The organism is Hydrogenophaga pseudoflava, assembly GCF_031020795.1.
GTDB lineage: Bacteria > Pseudomonadota > Gammaproteobacteria > Burkholderiales > Burkholderiaceae_C > Hydrogenophaga > Hydrogenophaga pseudoflava_A.
In genome coordinates this window covers 599,240-621,443 of record NZ_JAVHJP010000003.1, presented here as the reverse complement: position 1 = coordinate 621,443, position 22,204 = coordinate 599,240, and the positions used below count along the sequence as shown (strand labels likewise).

16 protein-coding genes are annotated in these 22,204 nt (G+C 67.7%); 11 read left to right on the top strand and 5 right to left on the bottom strand.

The genetic code is table 11. The features are described from left to right. Positions 1-34: 34 nt before the first annotated feature. Genes RCO38_RS12500 through RCO38_RS12480 form a run of 5 tightly spaced genes read right to left on the bottom strand, consistent with a single transcriptional unit; the run spans position 35 to position 6,163 of the window. Positions 35-1,366, bottom strand: a complete 1,332-nt coding sequence (locus tag RCO38_RS12500; RefSeq protein ID WP_308328640.1) for an ABC transporter substrate-binding protein — start codon at positions 1,364-1,366, stop codon at positions 35-37. A gap of 52 nt (positions 1,367-1,418) precedes the next feature. After that, on the bottom strand, positions 1,419-2,477 hold the full coding sequence (locus RCO38_RS12495; RefSeq protein ID WP_308328639.1) for a branched-chain amino acid ABC transporter permease: 1,059 nt from the start codon (positions 2,475-2,477) through the stop codon (positions 1,419-1,421). A 12-nt stretch (positions 2,478-2,489) separates the two neighbouring features. After that, positions 2,490-3,419, bottom strand: a complete 930-nt coding sequence (locus RCO38_RS12490) for a branched-chain amino acid ABC transporter permease (RefSeq protein WP_308328638.1) — start codon at positions 3,417-3,419, stop codon at positions 2,490-2,492. A 15-nt stretch (positions 3,420-3,434) separates the two neighbouring features. Beyond that, positions 3,435-4,220, bottom strand: a complete 786-nt coding sequence (locus tag RCO38_RS12485) for an ABC transporter ATP-binding protein (protein ID WP_308328637.1) — start codon at positions 4,218-4,220, stop codon at positions 3,435-3,437. Further along, positions 4,217-6,163, bottom strand: a complete 1,947-nt coding sequence (locus tag RCO38_RS12480) for an AMP-dependent synthetase/ligase (RefSeq protein WP_308328636.1) — start codon at positions 6,161-6,163, stop codon at positions 4,217-4,219. The genes RCO38_RS12485 and RCO38_RS12480 overlap by 4 nt, the downstream gene beginning before the upstream one ends. 305 nt (positions 6,164-6,468) lie before the next feature. On the opposite strand from RCO38_RS12480, the gene RCO38_RS12475 reads away from it, so the two are divergent. From RCO38_RS12475 to RCO38_RS12425, 11 genes are all read left to right on the top strand, one after another. Continuing rightward, positions 6,469-9,951, top strand: a complete 3,483-nt coding sequence (locus RCO38_RS12475) for a hypothetical protein (protein ID WP_308328635.1) — start codon at positions 6,469-6,471, stop codon at positions 9,949-9,951. Further along, positions 9,948-10,838, top strand: a complete 891-nt coding sequence (locus RCO38_RS12470) for a UbiA family prenyltransferase (protein WP_308328634.1) — start codon at positions 9,948-9,950, stop codon at positions 10,836-10,838. Before RCO38_RS12475 ends, RCO38_RS12470 begins: the two co-directional genes overlap by 4 nt. 46 nt (positions 10,839-10,884) lie before the next feature. Beyond that, positions 10,885-11,610: a Crp/Fnr family transcriptional regulator gene (locus RCO38_RS12465; RefSeq protein ID WP_308328633.1), complete on the top strand. Its 726-nt coding sequence runs from the start codon at positions 10,885-10,887 to the stop codon at positions 11,608-11,610. Between the two features lie 31 nt (positions 11,611-11,641). Beyond that, positions 11,642-12,706, top strand: a complete 1,065-nt coding sequence (locus tag RCO38_RS12460; RefSeq protein WP_374694539.1) for a pseudouridine synthase — start codon at positions 11,642-11,644, stop codon at positions 12,704-12,706. A gap of 64 nt (positions 12,707-12,770) precedes the next feature. Next, positions 12,771-14,033 (top strand): lipase family alpha/beta hydrolase, encoded by a 1,263-nt coding sequence (locus RCO38_RS12455; RefSeq protein WP_308328632.1) that lies wholly within the window; start codon positions 12,771-12,773, stop codon positions 14,031-14,033. A gap of 112 nt (positions 14,034-14,145) precedes the next feature. Beyond that, positions 14,146-16,011, top strand: a complete 1,866-nt coding sequence (gene htpG, locus RCO38_RS12450) for a molecular chaperone HtpG (protein WP_308328631.1) — start codon at positions 14,146-14,148, stop codon at positions 16,009-16,011. Between the two features lie 186 nt (positions 16,012-16,197). Beyond that, positions 16,198-17,619 carry a class I SAM-dependent methyltransferase gene (locus RCO38_RS12445; RefSeq protein WP_308328630.1) on the top strand — a complete coding sequence of 474 codons (1,422 nt, stop codon included), beginning with the start codon at positions 16,198-16,200 and terminating at the stop codon, positions 17,617-17,619. Continuing rightward, complete coding sequence (locus RCO38_RS12440) at positions 17,616-18,944, top strand: sensor histidine kinase (protein WP_308328629.1); 1,329 nt, start codon at positions 17,616-17,618, stop codon at positions 18,942-18,944. Before RCO38_RS12445 ends, RCO38_RS12440 begins: the two co-directional genes overlap by 4 nt. A 26-nt stretch (positions 18,945-18,970) precedes the next feature. After that, positions 18,971-20,131, top strand: a complete 1,161-nt coding sequence (locus RCO38_RS12435) for a hybrid sensor histidine kinase/response regulator (RefSeq protein WP_308328628.1) — start codon at positions 18,971-18,973, stop codon at positions 20,129-20,131. After that, complete coding sequence (locus RCO38_RS12430) at positions 20,128-21,081, top strand: response regulator (protein WP_308328627.1); 954 nt, start codon at positions 20,128-20,130, stop codon at positions 21,079-21,081. Before RCO38_RS12435 ends, RCO38_RS12430 begins: the two co-directional genes overlap by 4 nt. A 105-nt stretch (positions 21,082-21,186) precedes the next feature. Continuing rightward, positions 21,187-22,146, top strand: coding sequence for a lysylphosphatidylglycerol synthase domain-containing protein (locus tag RCO38_RS12425; RefSeq protein ID WP_308328626.1), 960 nt, complete (start codon positions 21,187-21,189; stop codon positions 22,144-22,146). Positions 22,147-22,204 lie beyond the last annotated feature (58 nt).

Below are 22,204 nucleotides of genomic sequence, written 5' to 3'. Positions count from 1 at the left end.
CCGCTGGCGGACCAGCGACCCCGGGGCAGATCGATCAGCTGCCGCAGTCCGAAGCGGCGCGGCGCGTCAGCTTCTTCTCGGCGGCGTACTTGTCGGCGGCGGCCTTGACCATCGGCTTGATGATCTGTTCGTCGGCCTGGTACCAGTCGCTGCTGAACTGCCACTTGCTGCCGTCCCAGGTGTGGATGCGGGCCCAGTTGGCGCCCATGTGGTCCTGGCAGCTGGTGGAGACGGGGCGCAGCACGCCCTTGAAGCCCAGCGCATCCAGCTTGGCCTGCGTCAGGTTGAGGTTCTCGTAACCCCAGCGGGCCTGCTCGGCGGTCACGACCTTGCCCTTGCCGAACTTCTCCTGCGCCTGGCGCACGCCTTCGACGGCGAACATGGCGCTGAACAGGCCGCGCATGTAGAGCACGTCACCGACTTCTTCCTTCGGCCCGGTGCCCTGGCCCTTGTCGTGCAGCTTGGCCAGCACCTCCTTGACCACGTCCGAGCCCTTCTCGGTGCCGTGTTGCATGGTGATGGCGTTGTAGCCCTTGGCACCCATGCCCACGTCCTTGACGTCCGGCTCGGCGCCGGCCCACCACACGCCGTAGATCTTCTCGCGCGGGTAGCCGGTGGCCTGGGCTTCCTTGAGCAAGGTGGAATTCATCACGCCCCAGCCCCAGTTGATGACGTAGTCGGGGCGGTCGCGTCGGATCTGCAGCCAGGTGGACTTCTGCTCCACACCCGGATGGGTCACAGGCAGCAGGCTCAGCTTGTAGCCATGCATGGCGGCGCGTTCCTGCAGGATGGGGATGGCTTCCTTGCCGAACGGGCTGTCGTGGTAGACGAGGGCGATGTGCTTGCCCTTGAGGTTGGCGGCGCCGCCTTCCTTCTTGGCGATGTCCTGGATGATGACGTCGCCGGCCACCCAGTAGGTGCCCGCCAGCGGGAAGTTCCACTTGAACACGCCACCATCGGCGGACTCACTGCGGCCGTAGCCCGCGGTGATCAGGGGGATCTTGTCGGCCGGGGCCTTCTCGGTCAGCGCGAAGGTGATGCCGGTGGACAGCGGCTGGAACACGGTGGCGCCCTTGCCCTTGAGGCGCTCGTAGCACTCCACGCCCTTGTCGGTCGCGTAGCCCGTCTCGCACTCCTCGAACGACACTTTCACGCCGTTGATGCCGCCGCGCGCATTGACCAGCTTGAGGTAGTCGACATAGCCGTTGGCGAAGGGCACGCCGTTGGGGGCGTAGGCGCCGGTGCGGTAGACCAGCACCGGGAAGAACTGCTCCTTGGCCTGGGCCATGGCAGCCGTCGGGACCACCGCGCCCGAGAGGGCGGCGCAGGCCAGCGACACGGAGAGAACCAGGTTACGTACTTTCATCGCTTTGTCTCCTTAAGGACAGGTCGGGCACACACAGAAAAAGGGACGGACATCAGTGGGGGAAGGGCCACAGGCGCAGCTTCTGCTTCGCAATGCTCCAGAGCTTGGCCAGGCCGTGAGGTTCCACGATCAGGAACCAGACGATCAGGGCGCCGAACACCATGAAGGTCATGTGGGCGGCGGCGGCGGTCGACAGGCCCACCAGCAGGCTGATGCGTTCGATGAAGATGGGCAGCAGCACGATGAAGGCCGCGCCGAAGAAACTGCCCATGATCGAGCCCATGCCGCCGATGATCACCATGAACAGCAGCTGGAACGAACGGTCGATCGAGAAGGCGGCGGGTTCCCACGAACCCAGGTGCACGAAGCCCCACAGGCCGCCGGCCACGCCGATGATGAAAGAGCTGACCGCGAAGGCGCTGAGCTTGGCGTACATGGGGCGGATGCCGATCACCGCAGCGGCCACGTCCATGTCGCGGATGGCCATCCACTCGCGGCCGATGGCCGAGCGCACGAGGTTCTTGGCCAGCAGGGCGAACACCACCAGGAAGGCCAGGCAGAACAGGTACTTCTGCAGAGGCGTCTCGATGCTCAGGCCGAACACCTGCAGGTTGGACACCGACACCGAGCCCGAGGCGTTGTTGTTCGTGAACCAGCCGATGCGCAGGAAGGCCCAGTCGCAGAAGAACTGTGCCGCCAGCGTGGCCACGGCCAGGTACAGCCCCTTGACGCGCAGGCTGGGGATGCCGAAGAACATGCCCACCAGGGTGGCGAAGAAGCCGCCCGAAAGCAGGGCAATGATCAGCGGCATGCCCTCGATGCGGATGTAGGTGTTGTAGGCCATGTAGGCACCCACCGCCATGAAGGCGCCCGAGCCCAGCGAGATCTGGCCGCAGTAGCCGACCAGGATGTTCACGCCCAGCGCGGCCAGCGACAGGATGAGGAACGGGATCAGGATGGCGCGGAACATGTACTCGTCCACCAGCATCGGCACGCCGACGAAGGCGAACGCGACCAGGGCGAGGATGGCCCAGCGGTCCTGCGCGATCGGGAAGATCTGCTGGTCGGCGCGGTAGGAGGTCTTGAACTGGCCGTTTTCTCTGTAGAACATGTTCTTGTCTCCTTACACGCGGTCGATGATCTTTTCGCCGAACAGGCCTTGAGGCCTGAAGAGCAGAAACACGAGCGCCAGCACATACGCAAACCAGATCTCGATGCCGCCGCCGACCATGGGGCCGAGGTAGACCTCCGAGAGCTTCTCGCCCACACCGATGATCAGTCCGCCGATGATGGCGCCGGGCACCGAGGTCAGGCCCCCCAGGATGATCACGGGCAGGGCGCGCAGGGCCACGGTGGTCAGCGAGAACTGCACGCCCAACTTGGAGCCCCAGATGACGCCGGCCACCAGGGCGGTGATGCCGGCCACGCACCAGACGATGACCCAGATGCGGTTGAGCGGGATGCCGATGGACTGGGCCGCCTGGTGATCGTCGGCCACGGCGCGAAGCGCGCGGCCGGTGGCGGTCTTCTGGAAGAACAGCGACAGCACGGCGACCAGACAGGCCGCGATGACGGCCGCGATGATGTCTTCCTGGTTCACCAGCACGCCGCCCTCGAACACGCTCTCGAACAGGAACACCGGGTCCTTGGGCATGCCGACGTCGATGGGGTAGATGTCCGAGCCGAAGATGGTCTGGCCCAGGCCGTCGAGGAAGTAGGTGATGCCCAGCGTGGCCATCAGCAGCGTCACGCCTTCCTGGTTCACCAGGTGGCGCAGCACCAGGCGCTCGATCAGCCAGGCCAGGATGAACATGCAGCCGGCGGCGATGAAGAAGGCGATCACGTTGCCCAGCAGCTTGCTCTCCAGCCCCAGCCACTGCGGAATCCACTCCGAGAAGCGGGCCATGGCCAGCGCGGCGAACAGCACCATCGCGCCCTGCGCGAAGTTGAAGACGCCCGAGGCCTTGAAGATCAGCACGAAGCCCAGCGCCACCAGCGAGTACAGCATGCCGGCCATCAGGCCGCCGAGCAGTGTTTCAAGAAAGAATCCCATGGTGTGTGTCTCCGTTCAGTGCGAGGTACCGAGGTACGCGCTGATGACTTCTTCGTTGCTGCGCACCTCGTCCGGGGTGCCGTCGCCGATCTTCTTGCCGTAGTCCAGCACCACCACGCGGTCGGAGATGTCCATCACCACGCCCATGTCGTGCTCGATCAGCACGATGGTGGTGCCGAACTCGTCGTTGACGTCCAGGATGAAGCGGCTCATGTCCTGCTTCTCTTCCAGGTTCATGCCGGCCATGGGCTCGTCCAGCAGCAGCACCTGCGGCTCCATCGCCAGGGCGCGGCCCAGGTCGACGCGCTTTTGCAGGCCGTAGGGCAGCTGGCCCACAGGGGTCTTGCGGAAGGCCTGGATTTCCAGGAAGTCGATGATGTGTTCGACGAACTCGCGGTGCTTCTCTTCTTCCTTCTGCGCCGGGCCGATGCGCAGCGCCTGCAAGAACAGGTTGCTCTTCATGCGCAGGTTGCGGCCGGTCATGATGTTGTCGATCACGCTCATGCCCTTGAACAGCGCCAGGTTCTGGAAGGTGCGGGCGATGCCCATCTCGGCCACCTGGCGGCTGTTCATGTGCTTGAAGTGCTGGCCACGGAAGGTGATCTGGCCTTCCTGGGGCTGGTAGACGCCGTTGATGCAGTTGAGCATCGAGCTCTTGCCGGCGCCGTTGGGGCCGATGATCGCCCGGATCTCGTGTTCCTTGACGTTGAACGAGATGTCGGTGAGCGCCTTCACGCCACCGAAGCGCAGGCTGATGTTCTGGACGTCAAGGATGACGTCGCCGATTTTCTTGGTGCTCATGCTGCGGCTTTCACGGGTGCAAACGTCTTGGCGTCGCTGATCTTCAGCGTGGCGCTCACGCTACCGGTGCGACCGTCCTCGAACTTGACCTGGGTTTCGATGTATTGCTCGGCCTTGCCGCCATAGAGCGCGTCCACGAGCACGCTGTACTTCTCGGCGATGAAGCCGCGGCGGACCTTGTTGGTGCGGGTGAGTTCGCCGTCGTCGGCGTCCAGTTCCTTGTGCAGCACCAGGAAGCGGCTGATCTGGCTGCCGGCCAGCAGCGCGTCGCGGCTGAGGTCGGCATTGACCTTCTCGACGCACTCGCGGATCAGCTCGTACACCTCGGGTTTCTGCGCCAGGTCGGTGTAGCCGGCGTAGGGCAGGTTGCGGCGCTCGGCCCAGTTGCCCACGGCCTCGAAGTCGATGTTGACCATCACGCAGACCTTCTCGCGCTGGTCGCCGTAGGCCACGACTTCCTTGATCTGCGAGAAGAACTTGAGCTTGTTCTCCACGTACTTGGGCGCGAACATGGCGCCGTCGTTGGCGCCGCCCTTGATGCGCCCCACGTCCTTGACGCGGTCGATGATCTTGAGGTGGCCGCTGGCGTCGATGAAGCCGGCGTCGCTGGTGTGGTACCAGCCGTCGGCCGTGAGCACCTCTTCGGTCGCCTTGGGGTTCTTGTAGTACTCCTTGAGCAGGCCGGGCGACTTCACCAGGATCTCGCCGGTCTCGCTGAGCTTGATCTCCACGCCCTCGCAGGGCACGCCCACGGTGTCGGCGCGCGCCTCGTGGTCGGGCTGAAGGCAGACGAACACGGCGGTTTCGGTCGAACCGTAGAGCTGCTTGAGGTTGATGCCGATGCTGCGGTAGAAACTGAACAGATCGGGGCCGATGGCCTCGCCGGCGGTGTAGGCCACGCGCACACGGCTGAGCCCCAGGCTGTTGCGCAGCGGGCCGTAGACGAACAGGTTGCCCAGCGCGTACTTCAGGTTGTCCATGAAGCCGACCGGTTTGCCGTCCATCTTGGCGGGACCGACGCGGCGCGCCACGTCCATGAAGGCGTGGAACATCTTGCGCTTGATCGTGCCCGCGTCTTCCATGCGGATCATCACCGTGGTGAGCAGGCCTTCGAACACGCGCGGCGGCGCGAAGTAATAGGTGGGGCCGACTTCCTTGAGGTCGATGGTGACAGTGGCACCCGACTCGGGGCAGTTCACCACGTAGCCCGCCACCAGCCACTGGGCATAGGAAAAGATGTTCTGGCCGATCCAGGCCGGCGGCAGGTAGGCCAGCACCTCGTCCTTCTCGGTCAGCTTGTCGAAGCGGGCGCCCACCGAGGCGCGGTCGATCAGGGTGCTGTGGGTGTGCACCACACCCTTGGGGTTGCCCGTGGTGCCCGAGGTGAAGAACATCGCGGCCACGTCGCCGGCCTGTGCCTTCTCGATCTCCTCGCGGAAGAAGTCGGGGTGGGCCTTGGCAAAGGCCTGGCCCGCGCCGACCAGCTCTTCCAGGCCGCCGAGGCCGGGCTGGTCGTAGTTGCGCAGGCCGCGCGGATCGTCGTAGAAGATGTGGGCCAGCTGCGGACACTGGGGCTGGATCTCCAGCATCTTGTCGACCTGCTCCTGGTCCTCCACCACCGCGAAGCGCACCTCGGCGTTGTTGATCGGGAACACGCACTCGTTGGCCACTGCATCCTGGTAGAGCGGCACAGGAATGGCCCCGAGCGACTGCGCGGCCAGCATGGTGGCGTACAGGCGCGGGCGGTTGGCGCCGATCACCACCAGGTGCTCGCCGCGCTGCAGGCCGGCCTGGTGCAGGCCGCAGGCGATGGCCTCGACCAGCCGGGCCATGCCCGACCAGCTGGTGGTCTGCCAGATGCCGTATTCCTTCTCGCGCATCGCCGGCGCGTCGGGGCGCTGCTTCGCGTGGTCCAGCAGCAGCCGGGGGAAGGTGGTTTGCATGTGCTTGTCTCCTGGAGTCGTCCGCCGGGCAGGGCGGGAAGACGGTGACGGTCGGTTGCCAATGGGGCGGATAGTAGGCCGATGTTTGACGCTATGTTGTCGGTGCGACGACAATTGAGGGGTCAACCCTGCTAGGACTTTCCCTAGGAAAAACCGGCGCTGTGCGCCGATGTCTGTCAGGTGCCAGCAAGCCTGGGCGTTATGGTGCAGCGAGGTCGCTGCCGTGGCCATGGCAAGCGGGATCCAGGGAGCCAATCAACACGGCGCAATGCCACGCGAACCGAGTTCCGGACCCTGCCTTTTTCATGTCTTTTGCTGTTTCCCTGCTTCTGCTGGCCTGGGTGTCCCTGCGCTGGGCCCGGCACCTCTGTGACACGCCGGCCGACCGCTACTGGCTCTTCGTCGGCACCTTCCTGCTTCAGATCGGTGCGATCACCGGTCTGACCTCGCTGGCGCATCAGCTGACCCCCGCGGGCTGGCTCGTGCTCCAGGTGCTCATGGCGGCGGCCACCGTTGCGCTCACCGGCGGCTGGCGCCGGCACGGCATCGCGGGCCCGCTTCGCCAGGGGCCGGGGCTGCGCGCCGCCCTGGTCACCCCTTTCACCGGACTCACACCCTGGGGCCTGCTGCTGCTCTGTGCCATCGTCGGGGTGCTCCTGCTGGCGCTGGCGCGGCAGGCGCTGGAGCCGCTGTACCACTTCGATGACCGGATGTACCACGCCTCGCGAGTCCTGTACTGGATCCAGCACGCGACGGTGTTCCCCTTCGAGACCCACAACATCCGGCAGACCCTGGTGCCATTCGGCAGCGAGCTGCTTTTCCTGTGGCCGGTGTTGCTGACCAAGTCCGAGGCGGTCGGACGGCTGGTGTTCGGCCTGGCCTTGCCCCTGGCGGCCATCGGGCAGTACCTGCTGCTGCGGGCGTTGCGCCTGGGACAGACGGTCGCGCTGGCCGGGGTGCTGATCCTGGTCTCGACGCCGCTGATCGTCTCCAGCGCTTCGGGTCTGAAGCCGGAGGTCTGGGCGGTGCTCTCATTGCTGGGCCTTGCCTATTGGGCGGTGTCGCTCTGCGACGGGGCCGACAGGCCGGGACTGCGCTGTTTCTTCCTTGGGGTGTTTGCCGCGCTGAGCACCAATGTGCGGTCGTTTCCCGCAGCGCTGCTGCCAGGCCTGTTGCTGATCTTGTGGTGGGCGCCCGGGGCCGACGGCGTCCGGGGGCGGCTCAAGGCTTTCGGCGCGGGGCTGCTGGGGGCCGTGGTGCTGAGCACCCTGCTGATTCCCCTGGCCTTCAACACGGTCCACTACCACCATCCCATGGGGCCCTCGGAGGTCCGGCGGGTGGTCCAGGCCGACATCTCGCCACAGATGGCCTACACCCACGCCGTCCGGTTTGTGTCCTTGTTGCTGGAGCTGCCGGCCGCACCGGCGTCGCCCGACGGTCGGGCCGGCTTCAGCGCCGCCGTCAACCGGGTCATGTCGGCCGCCGGTGCTGGGCAGCCCCTGGCGGAGGAGTCGCACAAGCCATGGCCCGGGCGGTATGTGTATGCCCTGCCGGAGCAAGGCACTCGGTTTTCGTTGTGGGGGCTGTTGTGGCTGCCGGTGCTGGCGCTTGCCGGCTGGCGGCTGCTCGGGCATCTGAGGGCGCGCCGGCGGCTGGATGGTGTGGCTGCGCTGGCGCTGCTGGCCGTTCCCTTGCTGGGCGCGGTGCTGTTCGGCGCGCGCTGGATGGCCCACTCGGAGGTGCCTGCTCGGTTCCTCTGCGGCCCCTATGGCCTGGCGCTGCCGCTGGGGTTCGCGATGCTCGCACCGCGCCTGAGCGCCGGTCTGGCCAGGCGGCGCCTGATCCAGGGGCTGCTGGCCTTGCTGCTGGTGTACGCGGCGTACCCGCCGGTCCGAAGCCTCGCGAACGAGGTGCGCCAGGCGCTGGCCGAACCGCTGCCGGGCATCGATGTCAACGAGCCCTTCGACGAGGTTCTGCGCTCGGCCCTGCCGCCGGGCTCGCGGGTTCTGCTGGTGGGGGACCAGGGGGTGCGCGACTACCCGCTGTTCTCGCCTGGCACGGGGTACTTGAACGCGGTGATTCCCTGGGGGGCCAGGCCTTTTGACGCGGAGCGCATGCGCCGCCTCATCGCTGAGGAGCGGGTGACCCACGTGCTGATCCAGGACGATGCGCGCGTGGTTTTTTTGTGGTTTTCCGCGGTCGATACGCGTGGGATGGTGCGATGGCTCAATGACCAGAAGGGTTTGAGACCGGTCTTGCTGAGGACGGCCGGCCAGCGGCTGTACGAGGTGATCGGCGCCGCCCATGTGAACGATGCGCCGTTCCGGACCTCCGAGGCCCCGGCAGCGGCGCCCCTGATCGGTGTTTCCGGCGTACTGCAGGGGCAGGTGGGTGTGGATGCGGCGGACCTGCAGATCCCTTGGCCCGTCGATGACGTCGGTGGCGAAGAGCGCGGGTTCCTGTGGCTGGGACAGGGGCACCCCGGGGGATTCGGCTTTGCCCTCTGGTCCCGACGGGAGCAGGAGGTCGATCTGCGGATCGACATGCAGCCCGGCCCCGGCATGGCCCTCCCTGGGCGGCGGTTCATGCTGCTCCACGACGATCTGCCGGTGGGCGGGGAGCGCCGCTTCGAGGGCGTGGCTTCGGTGGTGGTGCGTGTCCGACTGCACGTCGGGCGGAACCTGCTGAGCCTGCTCGCCCTGGACCGCGCGACGGTCGTGCCCCTGCCCAACGGCGACCCGCGGGGGCTGGTGGTAGGGTTGCGGGCGATCCACGTCGAACCGGCGACGGCGCCTGGCGCCCGGGTGGAGATGCCCGCGACGAGTGCCGCCGGGCTCGCCCGCAGCGCTCGCTTGGCGGTGGGGCGGATCAACCGTCGGCAGCAGGGCGACGGCCACTGGCTCACCGCGCACACCATGGGCACGATCTTCGCGCTGCCGACGGAGGAACTGAACACCTACGTCACCGCCCTGATGGTGGATCTGCTGGCGGCCGAGGGCACTCCCGAGGGCCTGTCGGCCAGCCTGGACCGTGCGCATGCGCATCTGAACGATCAGATCGAGCCGGACGGCCTGGTGCGCTACCACGGCAGGCCCGGAGGACGGGCCACGCGCGAGACCAGCGTGTGCACCATCACGCCCGACGCCGACGACACGGCATTGGTCTGGCGCATCGCGCCGGGCAGCGACGCTCTGCGCTCCAGTGCGCTGGCGGGCGTTCGGGCCTACCGCACCGCCGAGGGCCTCTACCGCACCTGGCTGTCGCCCGAAAGCGGTTACCAGTGCCTCAACCCCGGCGCCGATCCGAATCCCACGGACATTGGCATCCAGATGCACGTGCTGATGTGGCTGGCGCAGGACGACCCGCCCGCGGCGCGCGAACTGTGCGAGGCCTTGCGCAGGACCGTCGATCAGGACCGGCTCTGGGTCTACTACAGCCGGGCGCCGCTGGTGCCGGTGATGCGCCAGCCCGAACTGCGGGCGCACGGCTGCGACCTGCCACTGCCCCCAGGCAGGGTGCAGGCCGAGTTCCCGGAGCAGCAGATCTGGCTGGATGCCGCGCGTCTGATTGCCCGGATGGGCCCGGGGTCGCCCAACCGGCCGACCGCCGATGAAGCGCGGCCGCTGCTCGAAGCCCTGGCCGCCGACGGGTTCGCCGCGGTGCGCACCAACCCGCCCATGCTCTACCACAACGACCTCAGCGCCTCGGTGTCCCGTCGGTACTGGTCGGAAGACGTGGGCTACGCGATGTGGCTTCGGATCTTCCTGGGCACCGGGGGGACGCCATGACCACCCGCTTGACGGGCATGCGCCGGTGCCGGGCCCTGCTCGCCAGCATCCGGTACGACGAGATCGTGGTGCTCCAGGGCGCGCCGGTGCTGGGCGCTGTCTTTGCCATTGGGGCGCTGGACGCCGCGCGTGTGTGGGCCCTGGTGCTGCTGGTGCTGGCCAATGCCGCGCTGGTGGCCCATGTGTTCCTGCTCAACGACTGGGCCGGCATCGAGCAGGACAGCCAGGACCCGGCCCGGGCGCCGCGCGTGTTCCTGCAGCGCGGGGTCAGCCGCCGGGAGATCGGCGTCCTGGCGCTGCTCACGCTCGTCCTCAGTGTGGTCGGGCTGGCCTGGCTGGGCACCATGCCCCTGCTGCTCGGGCTGCTGCTGGTAATGGCGAGCGCCCTGTATTCGCTGCCGCAGGTCTCGGTCAAGGGCCGGCCGCTGGCCAATTCCCTGCTGCACTTCGTCACCGGGGTGCTGCACTTCCTGATGGGTTATGCGGTGTACCGGGACATTGACTCCGGCGGGGCCGTGATCGGGCTGTTCTTTGCGGTGGTGTTCAGCGCCGGGCATCTGACGCAGGAGGTTCGCGACGCCGAGGCCGATGCGCACAACGGCATCCGGACCAACGCCGTCTGCTTTGGCCGACGGACCTGTTTCCTTGTGGCCTTCGGTCTCTTCACGCTGGCCAACGCCCTCTTGGTGGCGTTGGCCCTGGTGGGGAGGGTGCCCGAGGCCCTGATCGCGGTGGTCGCCCTGGCGTATCCCGTGCACGCGTTCTGGACCTGGCAAGCCATGCGCGAGGGCCTCCCTCATGCCAGCGTGCGGCGCCTGCAAGTGCGCTATCGTGTGTTGTATGCAGGCATCGGACTGGCGATGATCACATCGCTGCTGCTGGGGTGATCCCTCGCTGTCCAGCTCCGATGTCCCCTGTGAGAGGCCCCTCGCCATGCCGTCCACCTCCCCCCTGCGCTCCGGCGCGACACTGCGCGCCACCGCCCGCCCGCCGTCGCTGGACGAATTGGGCGAAATCCCTTGGCTGAACCACCTCACTCCGGCCGAGCGCCAGCGGGCGCTGGACGCCCTGGTGGTCAACGAGGTGCAGGTGGGTGAGTACATCTGCCGCATCGGCCGGCCCGTCACTTACTGGTTTGGCCTGCTCGATGGCCTGCTCAAGATGAGCAACGACGATTCGCAGGGGGCGGTGATCACCTTTACCGGTGTCGCGCCGGGCGGCTGGTTCGGCGAGGGCACGGTGCTCAAGCGCGAGATCTACCGCTACAACATCCAGGCCCTGCGCAAGAGCCGCGTCGCCGGTCTGCCGGTCGACACCTTCCACTGGCTGCTGGACCACTCGATCGGCTTCAACCGCTTCGTGATGAACCAGCTCAACGAGCGGCTGGGCCAGTTCATCGCTGCCCGCGAGATCGACCGCATCTCCAGCCCTGACCTGCGCGTGGCGCGCAACCTGGCCGCGCTGTTCCACCCGCTGCTCTCGCCCAACGTAGGCGGGGTGCTGCGCATCACGCAGCAGGAGCTGGCCTATCTGGTGGGCCTGTCGCGCCAGCGTGTGAACGAGGCGCTGACCGCACTGGCGGACAAGGGCTGGATCCGGGTGGAGTATGGGGGGCTGCGGGTGCTGGACCTGCAGGCGCTGCGCTCGGGGGACTTGTAGCCTCCAGGCTTTGCCGTGGGATCATCGGGGCATGACCGACAAACCCAAGACCTTGCAGCTCAAGGCCAAACCCGCGGCCGGAAAGCCCGCCGCGCCGCGGACCCCGGTGCGCCCGCGCGGGCCGGCGCGAGCCCGTCCCCTGTCCGAAGTGCAGGCCGAACGCGCGGCGCGCGAAGCCGCCTGGGCGGCGCAGAACCCGTCGGGCGGTGACCGCCGCCCCCGCACAGACGCCACCCCGCGTGTGCCGCCCGCTGCGCCGCGGGCGACCCGCCCGCCGCGCGACACCCGGCCCGACCTGGCCCGCGTCGGCAACGTGCGCGGCGAGATCCGTCTGAACAAGCGCATGGCCGAGCTGGGGCTGTGTTCGCGCCGCGAGGCCGACGAGTGGATTGCGCGTGGCTGGGTACTGGTCAATGGCCAGCCCGCCGTCATGGGCCAGCCGGTGCCGCCCGAGGCCCAAGTGGAGGTGCTGCCGCAGGCGCGCCACCAGCAGGCGGGACAGGTCACCATCCTGCTGCACAAGCCGGTGGGTTATGTGAGCGGCCTGCCCGAAGATGGCCACGAGAGCGCGGCCGTGCTCATCAAGCCCCAGAGTCACTGGCGCGAGGACCGCAGTGGCCGCCGCTTCGAGGCGGTGCACACCCGCGGCCTGGCGCCCGCCGGCCGGCTGGACATCGACTCCACCGGCCTGCTGGTGCTGACGCAGGACGGGCGCGTCGCGCGCACCCTGATCGGTGAGGACTCGGGCGTCGAAAAGGAGTACCTGGTGCGCGTTCACTGGGCGCCGAACGGCCCCAAAGGCGCGGGCGTGGTGGCGCAGGACGTGCAGGCCATCTTCCCTGCCGAGCGGCTGGCGCTGCTGCGCCACGGACTGAGCCTGGACGAACAACCCCTCAAGCCGGCGCAGGTCGACTGGCAGAACCCCGAGCAGCTGCGCTTCGTGCTCAGGGAAGGCAAAAAGCGCCAGATCCGCCGCATGTGCGAACAGGTGGGCCTGCACGTGGTGGGGCTCAAGCGCATCCGCATCGGCCGGGTGATGCTGGGCAATTTGCCGGTGGGGCAGTGGCGGTATCTCGGGGTGAACGAGGCGTTCTGAACCGGGGACGTGGCGTTAGGGGAGGGCATCCATCGCAGACAAATCCCGGCGCCCACAATGCACCATGACCAAGCCCTCCCCTGCAGAGCCTCTGCGACGCACCCTGCTGCGCCATCTCCGCCCCTCCGACCTGAAGGCGGCGGCGCAACTGGCGGCGCAGGGCACCCACGGCGCGATCAACATCGCCGAAGGCGTGCACCAGGCGGTGCGCCAGCGGCTCGGGCTGGGCGGTGGCGCCTCGGGTGAGCAGACCGGCGGACTGACGGGCCAGATCTACCAGGCCGTGCGCGGCGTGACCCGGCTGGCGGGCTGGGGCACGGAGGCGGCGCTGGGCGTGCTGCTGCCGTTGCTGGACGACCCGTCGTCACCTCCCGAGGCCTCGCCACAGCGCGAGGCGGTGCTGGCTGCGCTCAACGGGGTGCTGGGGGACCGGCTGCAGGCCATGGGCAACCCGCTGTCGCAAGCGATGGAACTGCGCGCCGGCGGGATGTCGCTGTCGCTGGAGTCTGGCCGCCTGAAAACGCAGCTGCCCGGCGCTGGCCCCCACCTCGTGCTGCTGATCCATGGCCTGTGCATGAACGACACGCAATGGCACCGCAGCGGGCACGACCATGGGACGTTCCTGGCGCAGGCGCTGGGCGCCACGCCCGTCTACCTGCGCTACAACAGCGGCCTGCACATTTCGGTCAACGGGCGCGCGCTGGCGCTGCTGCTGGAGCGGCTGGTGGCCGCCTGGCCCGTGCCGCTCGAGCGCATCACCGTGGTGGGCCATAGCATGGGCGGCCTGGTGGCCCGTTCCGCGGTGGCGGTGGGCCAGGCCATGGGCCTGCCTTGGACGGAGCGTTTGCGCGAGCTGGTCTTTCTGGGCACGCCGCACCACGGAGCACCGCTGGAGCGTGCCGGTCACGGGGCCGACTGGCTGCTGGCCTCCAACCCTTTCACCGCGCCGTTCGCACGCCTGGGAAAACTGCGCAGCGCGGGCATCACCGACCTGCGCCATGGCCTTGTGCAGGACGCCGACTGGCAGGGCCGCGACCGCTTTGCCTCGGGTACCGACCACCGCCAGCCCTTGCCACTGCCGGACGGTGTGGCCTGCTATGCGGTGGCCGCCACGTTGGCCGGGCAGCGCAGCCGGCTGGCCGAGCGCCTGACGGGCGACGGGCTGGTGCCGCTGGACAGCGCGCTGGGCCGGCACGAAAACCCGTCGATGCGGCTGGCGCTGGCGCCCGATCACCAGTGCACTGTGTACCGGACCGGGCACCTGGACCTGCTGTCCAGCCCGAAGGTGGCCGCCCAGCTGCGGACCTGGCTGGCCGCGCCGGCTTGACACCCCGGCTTGAAATCGCGCGGTCTGCCCATAATTGCGCCCTCGCGAGTGCCACCCGGCCGGTCCGGCGCGGGTGGCACGGCCCCTCATTCCTTCTGACAATCCTCCAAGCATGAGCAAACAGACCCTCTCCTTCCAGGCCGAGGTGGCCCAGCTGCTGCATCTGGTCACCCATTCGCTGTACTCCAACCCCGAGATCTTCCTGCGCGAGCTGGTCTCGAACGCCTCGGACGCCTGCGACAAGCTGCGCTTCGAGGCGCTGAACAATGCCGCGCTGTTCGAGGACGCGCCCAACCTGGACGTGCGGGTGGCCTTCGACAAGGACGCAAAAACCATCACCATCACCGACAACGGCATCGGCATGAGCCAGGCCGAGGCGGTGGAACACCTGGGCACGATCGCCAAGAGCGGCACGCGCGACTTCATGAGCCACCTCAGCGGCGACCAGAAGAAGGACGCGCAGCTGATCGGCCAGTTCGGCGTGGGCTTCTACTCGGGCTTCATCGTGGCCGACAGGATCGTGGTCGAGTCCCGCCGCGCCGGCCTGCCGGCGGCCGAGGGCGTGCGCTGGACCAGCGGCGGCACGGGCGACTTCGAGGTCGAGGCCATCGAGCGTGCCGCGCGCGGCACCACCATCACCCTGCACGTCCGCGAGGACAAGACCGAGTTCCTGAGCCACTGGAAGCTCAAGTCGCTGATCACCAAGTACTCCGACCACATCAGCCTGCCGATCCTGATGCAGAAGGAGGAATGGGACGCCGAGAAGAGCGAGTACCTCACCCGCGACGAGTGGGAGCCGGTGAACTCGGCCAACGCCCTGTGGGCGCGCAGCAAGAAGGACATCAGCGACGAGCAGTACGCCGAGTTCTACAAGAACATCAGCTACGACCAGGCCGACCCGCTGGCCTGGAGCCACAACCGCGTCGAAGGCAGCACCGAATACACGCAGCTGCTGTACATCCCGGCCAAGGCGCCGATGGACCTCTGGAACCGCGACCGCAAGGCCGGCATCAAGCTCTATGTGCGGCGCGTCTTCATCATGGACGAGGCCGAGAGCCTCATGCCGGCCTACCTGCGCTGGGTCAAGGGCGTGGTGGACTCGGCCGACCTGCCGCTGAACGTGAGCCGCGAGCTGCTGCAGGAAAGCCGCGACGTCAAGGCCATCCGCGAGGGCAACACCCGCCGCGTGCTGACCATGCTGGACGACCTGTCCAAGGACGCGGACAAGTACGCCAGCTTCTACGCCGAGTTCGGCGCCGTGCTCAAGGAAGGCCTAGGCGAGGACTTCTCCAACCGCGACAAGCTCGCCAAGCTGCTGCGCTTTGCCAGCACCACCAGCGACGCGGTGGCCGTGTCGCTGGCCGACTACAAGGCCCGCATGAAGGACGGCCAGAAGGCCGTCTACTACATCACCGCCGACACGCTGGCCGCGGCCAGGAACAGCCCGCAGCTCGAACTCTTCCGCAAGAAGGGCATCGAGGTGCTGCTCATGACCGACCGCGTCGACGAGTGGGCGCTGTCCTTCCTGCCCGAGTTCGACGGCACGCCGCTGCAGAGCGTGGCCAAGGGCGCGGTGGACCTGGGCGAGCTGGAGGACGAAGAGGAGAAGAAGGCGGCCGAACAGGCGGCCGAGAGCTTCAGGCCCGTGCTCGACAAGCTCAAGGACACCCTCAAGGACAAGGCCAGCGATGTGCGCGTGACCACCCGACTGGTGGATTCGGCCGCCTGTCTGGTGGTGGGCGAGGGCGAGCTCTCCAGCCAGCTCGCCCGCATGCTCAAGGCCGCGGGCCAGAAGGCCCCGGACGCCAAGCCCACGCTGGAGGTCAACCCGGCGCATCCGCTGGTGCGCAAGCTTGAGGGCTCGGCACACTTCGAGGATCTGGCACACATCCTGTTCGATCAGGCCCTGCTGGCCGAAGGCGGCCTGCCCGACGACCCGGCCGCCTACGTCCGGCGGGTCAATGCCCTGCTGGTCTGAGCGCTACGGAAATAGAGTGGACGGGCGCTGAAACCCGGGTCGGTATCCGATCCGGGTTTTTTTGCGCCCGAACGGTGTTTGGGCGACAGTGGTGGCCGTGAAACAGGTCACAGATGACTACACTGGCAGATTGGGAGCTTCTGATCGGGGTGATTCGCCCCACCACCGCTGACACATCCAACCACCGTGCAACCCCAGCGCCCCTTTGATCCTGTTGTCACCTTCCGAAACAGCCAAGGCGAAGCCGCGCGCGGCACGCTGACCAGTCTCCAGCGCCGCTCGCTGGTGATGGAGATTTACAACCCCTATTCCATTGTCCAGGTCAGCGAGGTGCTCAGCGACCTGGTGATCCGCTCCGGTGAACGTGCCATCTACCAGGGCAAGGCGGTGGTGGTGAGCCTGCTCAACACCGGCCTGATGGCGGTGGTCTCGCTGGCCCTGATTGACGAGTGGTCGGACCTCAATCTGGCCCGCGGCAATGTGCGGGAGGTGGGGATGGAGGCGGCCCGTTTCGTCGAGGACTGGGAGCAGCGTTTCCGCGTCAAGGAAAGCTACCAGGTGGCGGTCAGCGAGTTCCGGGCCTTCCTGTCGGAGACGGCGCGCTGGATCGACCAGGCCGACATGCTGGACTCGCTGCCCAAGGGCGAGGACGGCAGGCTCACCGATGCCGTGTTCTGGGCCATGGCCGAGCCCCTGATGATCAAGGGCAAGAGCTTCCTGGTGCGGCTGGAAAGCGAAGCCGCCAGCGTGCCGGCGGACGACGCCCTGTTGCACCGAAGCTACGCTCAGGCGGCCCTGCACCCGCTGGTGCTGCGGGCGCCGTTCGTCTACCGGACCTTTGCCAAGCCCCTGGGCTACGCCGGCGACTACGAAATGGTCAACCAGCTGCTGGGCGACCCGCGACAGGGCGGCAGCACCTACATCCAGCTGGTCAATTCGACCTTCCTGCGGGCCGCGGTGGCCGAGGCGCACCGCAACCGCATCAACATCCTGGTCGACTACCTCCGGAGGGCCGTGGCCCTGGGCGAGCGGGAAGGGCGCCAGGTGCGCATCCTCAATGTGGGCTGCGGCCCGGCGGTCGAACTGCAGCGGCTGATCGCCTCGGGCACCGACCTGAGCCGGCTGAGCTTCACGCTGCTGGACTTCAGCCGCGAAACCCTGGACTACACCCGCGAACGCCTTGAGGCGGTAATGGCCCAAACGGGCCGGCACGTCGAGGTGAGCTTCGTTCAGGAGTCGGTGCACGACCTGCTCAAGCGCCCGGCCCAGTCGCAGGCGCTGGAGGGTGGTCAGGGCTTCGATTTCATCTACTGCGCCGGCCTGTTCGATTACCTGTCCGACAAGGTCTGCACCCGGCTGATCCGGTACTTCATGTCCCGCTCTGCCCCCGGCGCCCGCATGCTGCTGACCAACGTGCACTCGAGCAACCCCGAGCGGCACGGGATGGAGCATCTGCTGGAGTGGCACCTGATCTACCGCGATGAGGCTCAGATGACGTCGGTGATGTCGGAGGTCGGGGCGGCGATCGACCTGTACACCGACCAGACGGGTGTCAACCTCTTCGCGGAAACCACGCTTTCCGGGCGAGCCGCCCTGGACCCTGCATGATTGCCCGGGACACGGCGTCCTACGAGCGGCAGCTGTCGGCGTTCCGGCTGGCCTACAGCAAGGCCGGCAGCATCACTTCCATCGGCCTGGTGCTGGCGGGCGTCGGGCTGGACTACTTCTCCTATCCGGAGCGCCTGACCGAGTTCTTCCTGCTGCGGCTGCTGGTGGCGTCGCTCACCTTGGGCATCCTGATGCTGCTTTACACCCGCATGGGAGCCGAGCAGGTGCGGGTGCTCACCATGAGCTGGCTGGTGCTGCCGCAGGTGATGATCGCCTGGATGATCTGGCTGACCAGCGGGGTCGACTCGATCTACTTTGTCGGCCTTCACCTGGCGATGTACGCGGTGGGCATCATCCTGCCCATCACGCTGTTCGAAGGCATCGGATTTGGCGTGCTCACGCTGGTGCTTTACATGATGGCCTGCATGCTCCACCCCGACGGAGTGGCCGAGCCCGGCAAGCTTTACACCAACAGCCTGTTCATCCTGTTCTCGGCCATCGCCAGCGCGGTCTGCACCTGGTTCAACGAGCGGGCGCGACTGCGTCTGTTCGAGTTGCAGCACGAAGTGGCGATGAACAACGACAAGCTGCAGGAAACCAACCGCACGCTGGCCGAGGTCAAGGGGCAGCTGATCCAGCGCGAGAAGATGGCCGCCATCGGCACGCTCTCGGCCGGGCTGCTGCACGAGCTCAACAACCCGGTGAACTACGCCCTGATGGCGGTGAACATGGGCCTGAGCGTGCCCTCGGCCAAGACCGACCCGATGCTCAAGGAAAGCCTGGAGGACGCACGTGAGGGCCTGACCCGGGTGCAGAACATCGTCTCCGACCTCAAGACCTTCGCCTACCAGAAGCCGGGGGACGACAGCCAGCGCCCCTTCCTGCTGGAACATGCGGTGCGCTCGGCCATCCGCCTCGCCGGCTACGAACTCAAGGGCATCGAGCTGGCGCTCGATCTGCCCCAGGACACCCATGTGGTGGGCGACGAGCCGGCGATCATCGGCGTGCTGATCAACCTGCTGAGCAATGCCGCGCACGCCCTGCAGTCCGTGCAACGGGCGGCGCCACGCATCGATGTGCGTGTGGCGCCGGTGGGCGAGCGGCTGCAGATCTCGGTGCGGGACAACGGGCACGGCATCGATCCGGCCAACATCGGCCGGGTCTTCGAGCCCTTCTTCACCACCCGCGACGTCGGTGCCGGCCTTGGCCTGGGGCTCAGCGTGAGCTACGGCATCGTACAGCGGCACGGCGGCATCCTGTCCGTGGACAGCGTGTTCGGTGAATGGACCGAGTTTTCGTTCGACTTGCCGAGGCCCGTCCAATGAAGCCGGACCTGACAGGCGCCGGCGCCATGCCCCCCCTGGCCCGTGCCGTGCTGCTGGTGGACGACGAGCCGCAGGCGCTCAAGTGGTTCGCGCGTTCCTATGGCGACGAGTTCGACGTGCGGACGGCGAGCAGCGTGCGGCAGGCACTGGAGCTGCTGGAGCGGCAGGGGCACGAGGTGGCTGTCCTGCTCACCGACTACCGCATGCCCGAACGCGACGGCGTGGCCCTGCTGGCCGAGGTCCGCGAGCGCCATCCCCAGGTGTCCCGGCTGCTGATGTCGGCCTACGCCGACAAGGACGTCGCCATGGCCGCGGTCAATCTCGGCCATGTGGGGCGGATCCTGGAAAAGCCCCTGGACGAACCGCTGACCCGGCTTGCCCTGCGCGAGGCGCTCGCGGCCTGCCAGCAGCGGCTGCGCGAACAGACCCTGCTGCAGCGGCGCGACGAGGCCCTGCGCGAGACGCTCGGTTTCCTGGCGCACGAGGTGGGCACGCCGCTGGCCACCGTCAGTGGCTACCTGCACGCCATGCGCGAACGCCAGCAGACCCCCCTGTGCGGCAACACCGAGCTCGTGTGCCTCACCCAGCGCCGCCCCGGCGAGATCGGTGCGATGCTGGACGCGGCGCTGCGCCGCACCGACTACGCTCAGTCCCTGGTGGCCACTTTCGTGCGCACGGCGCGCGATGCCTACCACGCCGACGCCACTGCCAGCGAACTGGCCAGCGATCTGGTGCGATCCTTGTGCGAGGGCTATCCTTTCGATGGTGACGAGGCGGACTGGCTGGCCTGCGAACTGCTCCAGGACTTCCTTTTGCCCGGCCAGCGCGACCTGCTGTACCTGGTGCTGTGCACCCTGGTCAAGAACGCCTTGTTGGCCCTCCATTCGGCGCTGCCGCCCGATCCCCGCATCCGCATCGTGATCGCCGGAACGCCCGAGCGCGCGGTCATCGAGGTCAGTGACAACGGGCCGGGCATTGCGCCGGAGGTGCTGGGCCGGCTGACACGCGAGCCCGTCACCACCCGCTCGGCCAGTGGCGGCAGCGGCATGGGCCTGGTCTTCTGCCAGCGGGTGATGGCCTCCGTGGGCGGCTCGATCGAGGTCCGGTCGACGCCGGGCGGGGGCGCCGCGGTCCGGCTGCACTTTGGCATCACGGACGCAGAACAACACCATGAGGTATCCAGATGAAACCCGAGAAGATCCTGTACGTCGACGACGAGGCCATTGCCCTGAAGTATTTTGAGCGGCTCGTGGGGCCGCTGGCCCCGGTGCTGACCGCCAACTCGGTCGACGAGGGTCGGGCGGTGCTCAGCGTGCACGGCGCCGACATCGCCGTGCTGGTGTGCGACCAGCGCATGCCCGGCGAGCGCGGCAACGAGCTGCTGCGCCATGCCCGCACCCACTACCCGCACATCGTGCGCATGCTGACCACGGCCTATTCAGAGATCGGCGAGGCGATCGACGCCATCAACACGGGCGAGATCTACCGCTACATCGCCAAGCCCTGGGAACTGGAGAGTCTGCGCTCCGACCTCAAGAACGCGCTGGAGCTGTCGGCTCTGCGCAGCGAACGCGACGAGCTGGTGCGCGACAAGCTGCTGGCGCAGCAGTCGCGCCTGGTGTCGGGCCGCCTGTCGGCCCTGCTCGTGATTGGCGCCGGCGCCGACCCGGGCGCTTACGAGCGGGCCGTGTTCCGCCTGGCCCAGGCGGCACGGCAGGTGGGGGCTCCGGAGCCCGCCGTGGACTGGCACCGCTGGGACCACGCCGACCTGCAGCAGGCCGAGGCACGGCGTGGGGCCGGTGTGGCGTTGCAGGTGCGCTCCTGGCTGGAGCGCTTCGGCGCGCGGCAGGACGACGCGCACGCGCTGGCGCAGCTGGCCGCGGCCGTGGGCGGCGAGGTCCGGGGCGGTGCGCTGCACCTGGCCCGTCCCGAGCCCTGCACGGCGCTCCTGACCGCGCCGGCCGGCGGGGCGGCGGCGGCCGAGGACTGCGCCTGGCTGGCCTGGCAGCTCTGGACCCAGGGACGTTTCGGCCTGCAATCCACCGGCGGTGCGTGGGTCGTCGCGGCGGCCGCGGAGGGGCCCCTGCCCAATGACTGGCTGGCCGATGCGATGGAGCGCCTGGGCGGCCAGGCTTGACCTTCGTCAGGGCCGGGGCGGGGTCTCGCCACCGCCCGACGACTACACTTGCGGGGTTCCGCGGCGCCTTGTAGCGCCGCTTCGTTTTGTTTCCCACGGGTTCCCATGAAATACGCCAAGACCGTTCTCAAGTGGCTGATGTATGCGGCCGTCGTGGCGTCGATCGTCTTCTTCGTGCGCGCCTTCATGACCCACATGGAGAAGCTGCCGCCGATTCCCCTGAACCTGGCCACCGTGTCCATCGGCCTGCTGAGCATGGTGAGCGTGGTCGTGACCCACTTCTTCGGCACCCACGTCTGGCGCCTGCTCATGTCCGACCAGGGTCATCGCGTGCCCACGCGGCTGGCCGTGCAGGTGTTCTTCATCTCCCAGCTGGGCAAGTACCTGCCCGGCAACGTGGGGCAGTTCATCGGCCGCGGCGTGCTGGCCAAGTCCACCGGCATTCCGGTGGGGGTGGCGGTGGGCACCGCGGTGTTCGAGGGCATCTGGAACCTGGTGATCAGCTGCTCGCTCGCCCTGCTGGGCACGGTGGTGCTGTGGGATCTGCACAACGCCGGCGGCGCGGCGCCTGCCTTTGCCTCCAAGCTGGTCTGGATCCTGCCGCTGGCCCTGGTGGCGCCATGGCTGGGTATCAAGGTGGTCAACACCCTGCTGCCCCGGCTCAGCATGAAGATCGGCGGAGGCCAGCTGTTGCGCCTGCCACAACTGCGCACCGCTTTGTTCGTGTCCCTGTTGATCTTGATCAACTTCATGCAGCAGGGCTATGTAGTGAAATTGCAGTCGGAATACTTATTCGCAAGTCCCGACATTGACTGGTTCAGCATCGCGCTGCTCTACAGCAGCGCCTGGGTGGTGGGCTATGTGGTGCCAGGTTCTCCCGGCGGGCTGGGTGTGCGCGAGGCGATGATGGTGGTGCTCTTCACTCCGTTGACCGGAGCTGCGGTGGCCGCAGGACTGGCCGTGAGCATGCGCCTGACCACGCTGCTCGGAGACGCCTTGACCGTGTTGCTCGGCGTGCTCGGACGCCGCCTGCAATCGCACCAGACGCCTGCCGCCACTTCCTGAAGGGGGCCGGTCACTGAAGGGATGTTTCACGGGACCGCCGTCCCGACACCCTCAGGAG

Bases quoted from the DNA above. Each gene is read 5' to 3' on its own strand.
- RCO38_RS12470 (WP_308328634.1), top strand. From the start codon at position 9,948: ATGACCACCCGCTTGACGGGCATGCGCCGGTGCCGGGCCCTGCTCGCC.
- RCO38_RS12495 (WP_308328639.1), bottom strand. From the start codon at position 2,477: ATGTTCTACAGAGAAAACGGCCAGTTCAAGACCTCCTACCGCGCCGAC.
- htpG (WP_308328631.1), top strand. From the start codon at position 14,146: ATGAGCAAACAGACCCTCTCCTTCCAGGCCGAGGTGGCCCAGCTGCTG.
- RCO38_RS12500 (WP_308328640.1), bottom strand. From the start codon at position 1,366: ATGAAAGTACGTAACCTGGTTCTCTCCGTGTCGCTGGCCTGCGCCGCC.
- RCO38_RS12430 (WP_308328627.1), top strand. From the start codon at position 20,128: ATGAAACCCGAGAAGATCCTGTACGTCGACGACGAGGCCATTGCCCTG.
- RCO38_RS12440 (WP_308328629.1), top strand. From the start codon at position 17,616: ATGATTGCCCGGGACACGGCGTCCTACGAGCGGCAGCTGTCGGCGTTC.
- RCO38_RS12490 (WP_308328638.1), bottom strand. From the start codon at position 3,419: ATGGGATTCTTTCTTGAAACACTGCTCGGCGGCCTGATGGCCGGCATG.
- RCO38_RS12435 (WP_308328628.1), top strand. From the start codon at position 18,971: ATGCCCCCCCTGGCCCGTGCCGTGCTGCTGGTGGACGACGAGCCGCAG.
- RCO38_RS12460 (WP_374694539.1), top strand. From the start codon at position 11,642: ATGACCGACAAACCCAAGACCTTGCAGCTCAAGGCCAAACCCGCGGCC.
- RCO38_RS12475 (WP_308328635.1), top strand. From the start codon at position 6,469: ATGTCTTTTGCTGTTTCCCTGCTTCTGCTGGCCTGGGTGTCCCTGCGC.
- RCO38_RS12485 (WP_308328637.1), bottom strand. From the start codon at position 4,220: ATGAGCACCAAGAAAATCGGCGACGTCATCCTTGACGTCCAGAACATC.
- RCO38_RS12480 (WP_308328636.1), bottom strand. From the start codon at position 6,163: ATGCAAACCACCTTCCCCCGGCTGCTGCTGGACCACGCGAAGCAGCGC.
- RCO38_RS12465 (WP_308328633.1), top strand. From the start codon at position 10,885: ATGCCGTCCACCTCCCCCCTGCGCTCCGGCGCGACACTGCGCGCCACC.
- RCO38_RS12425 (WP_308328626.1), top strand. From the start codon at position 21,187: ATGAAATACGCCAAGACCGTTCTCAAGTGGCTGATGTATGCGGCCGTC.
- RCO38_RS12455 (WP_308328632.1), top strand. From the start codon at position 12,771: ATGACCAAGCCCTCCCCTGCAGAGCCTCTGCGACGCACCCTGCTGCGC.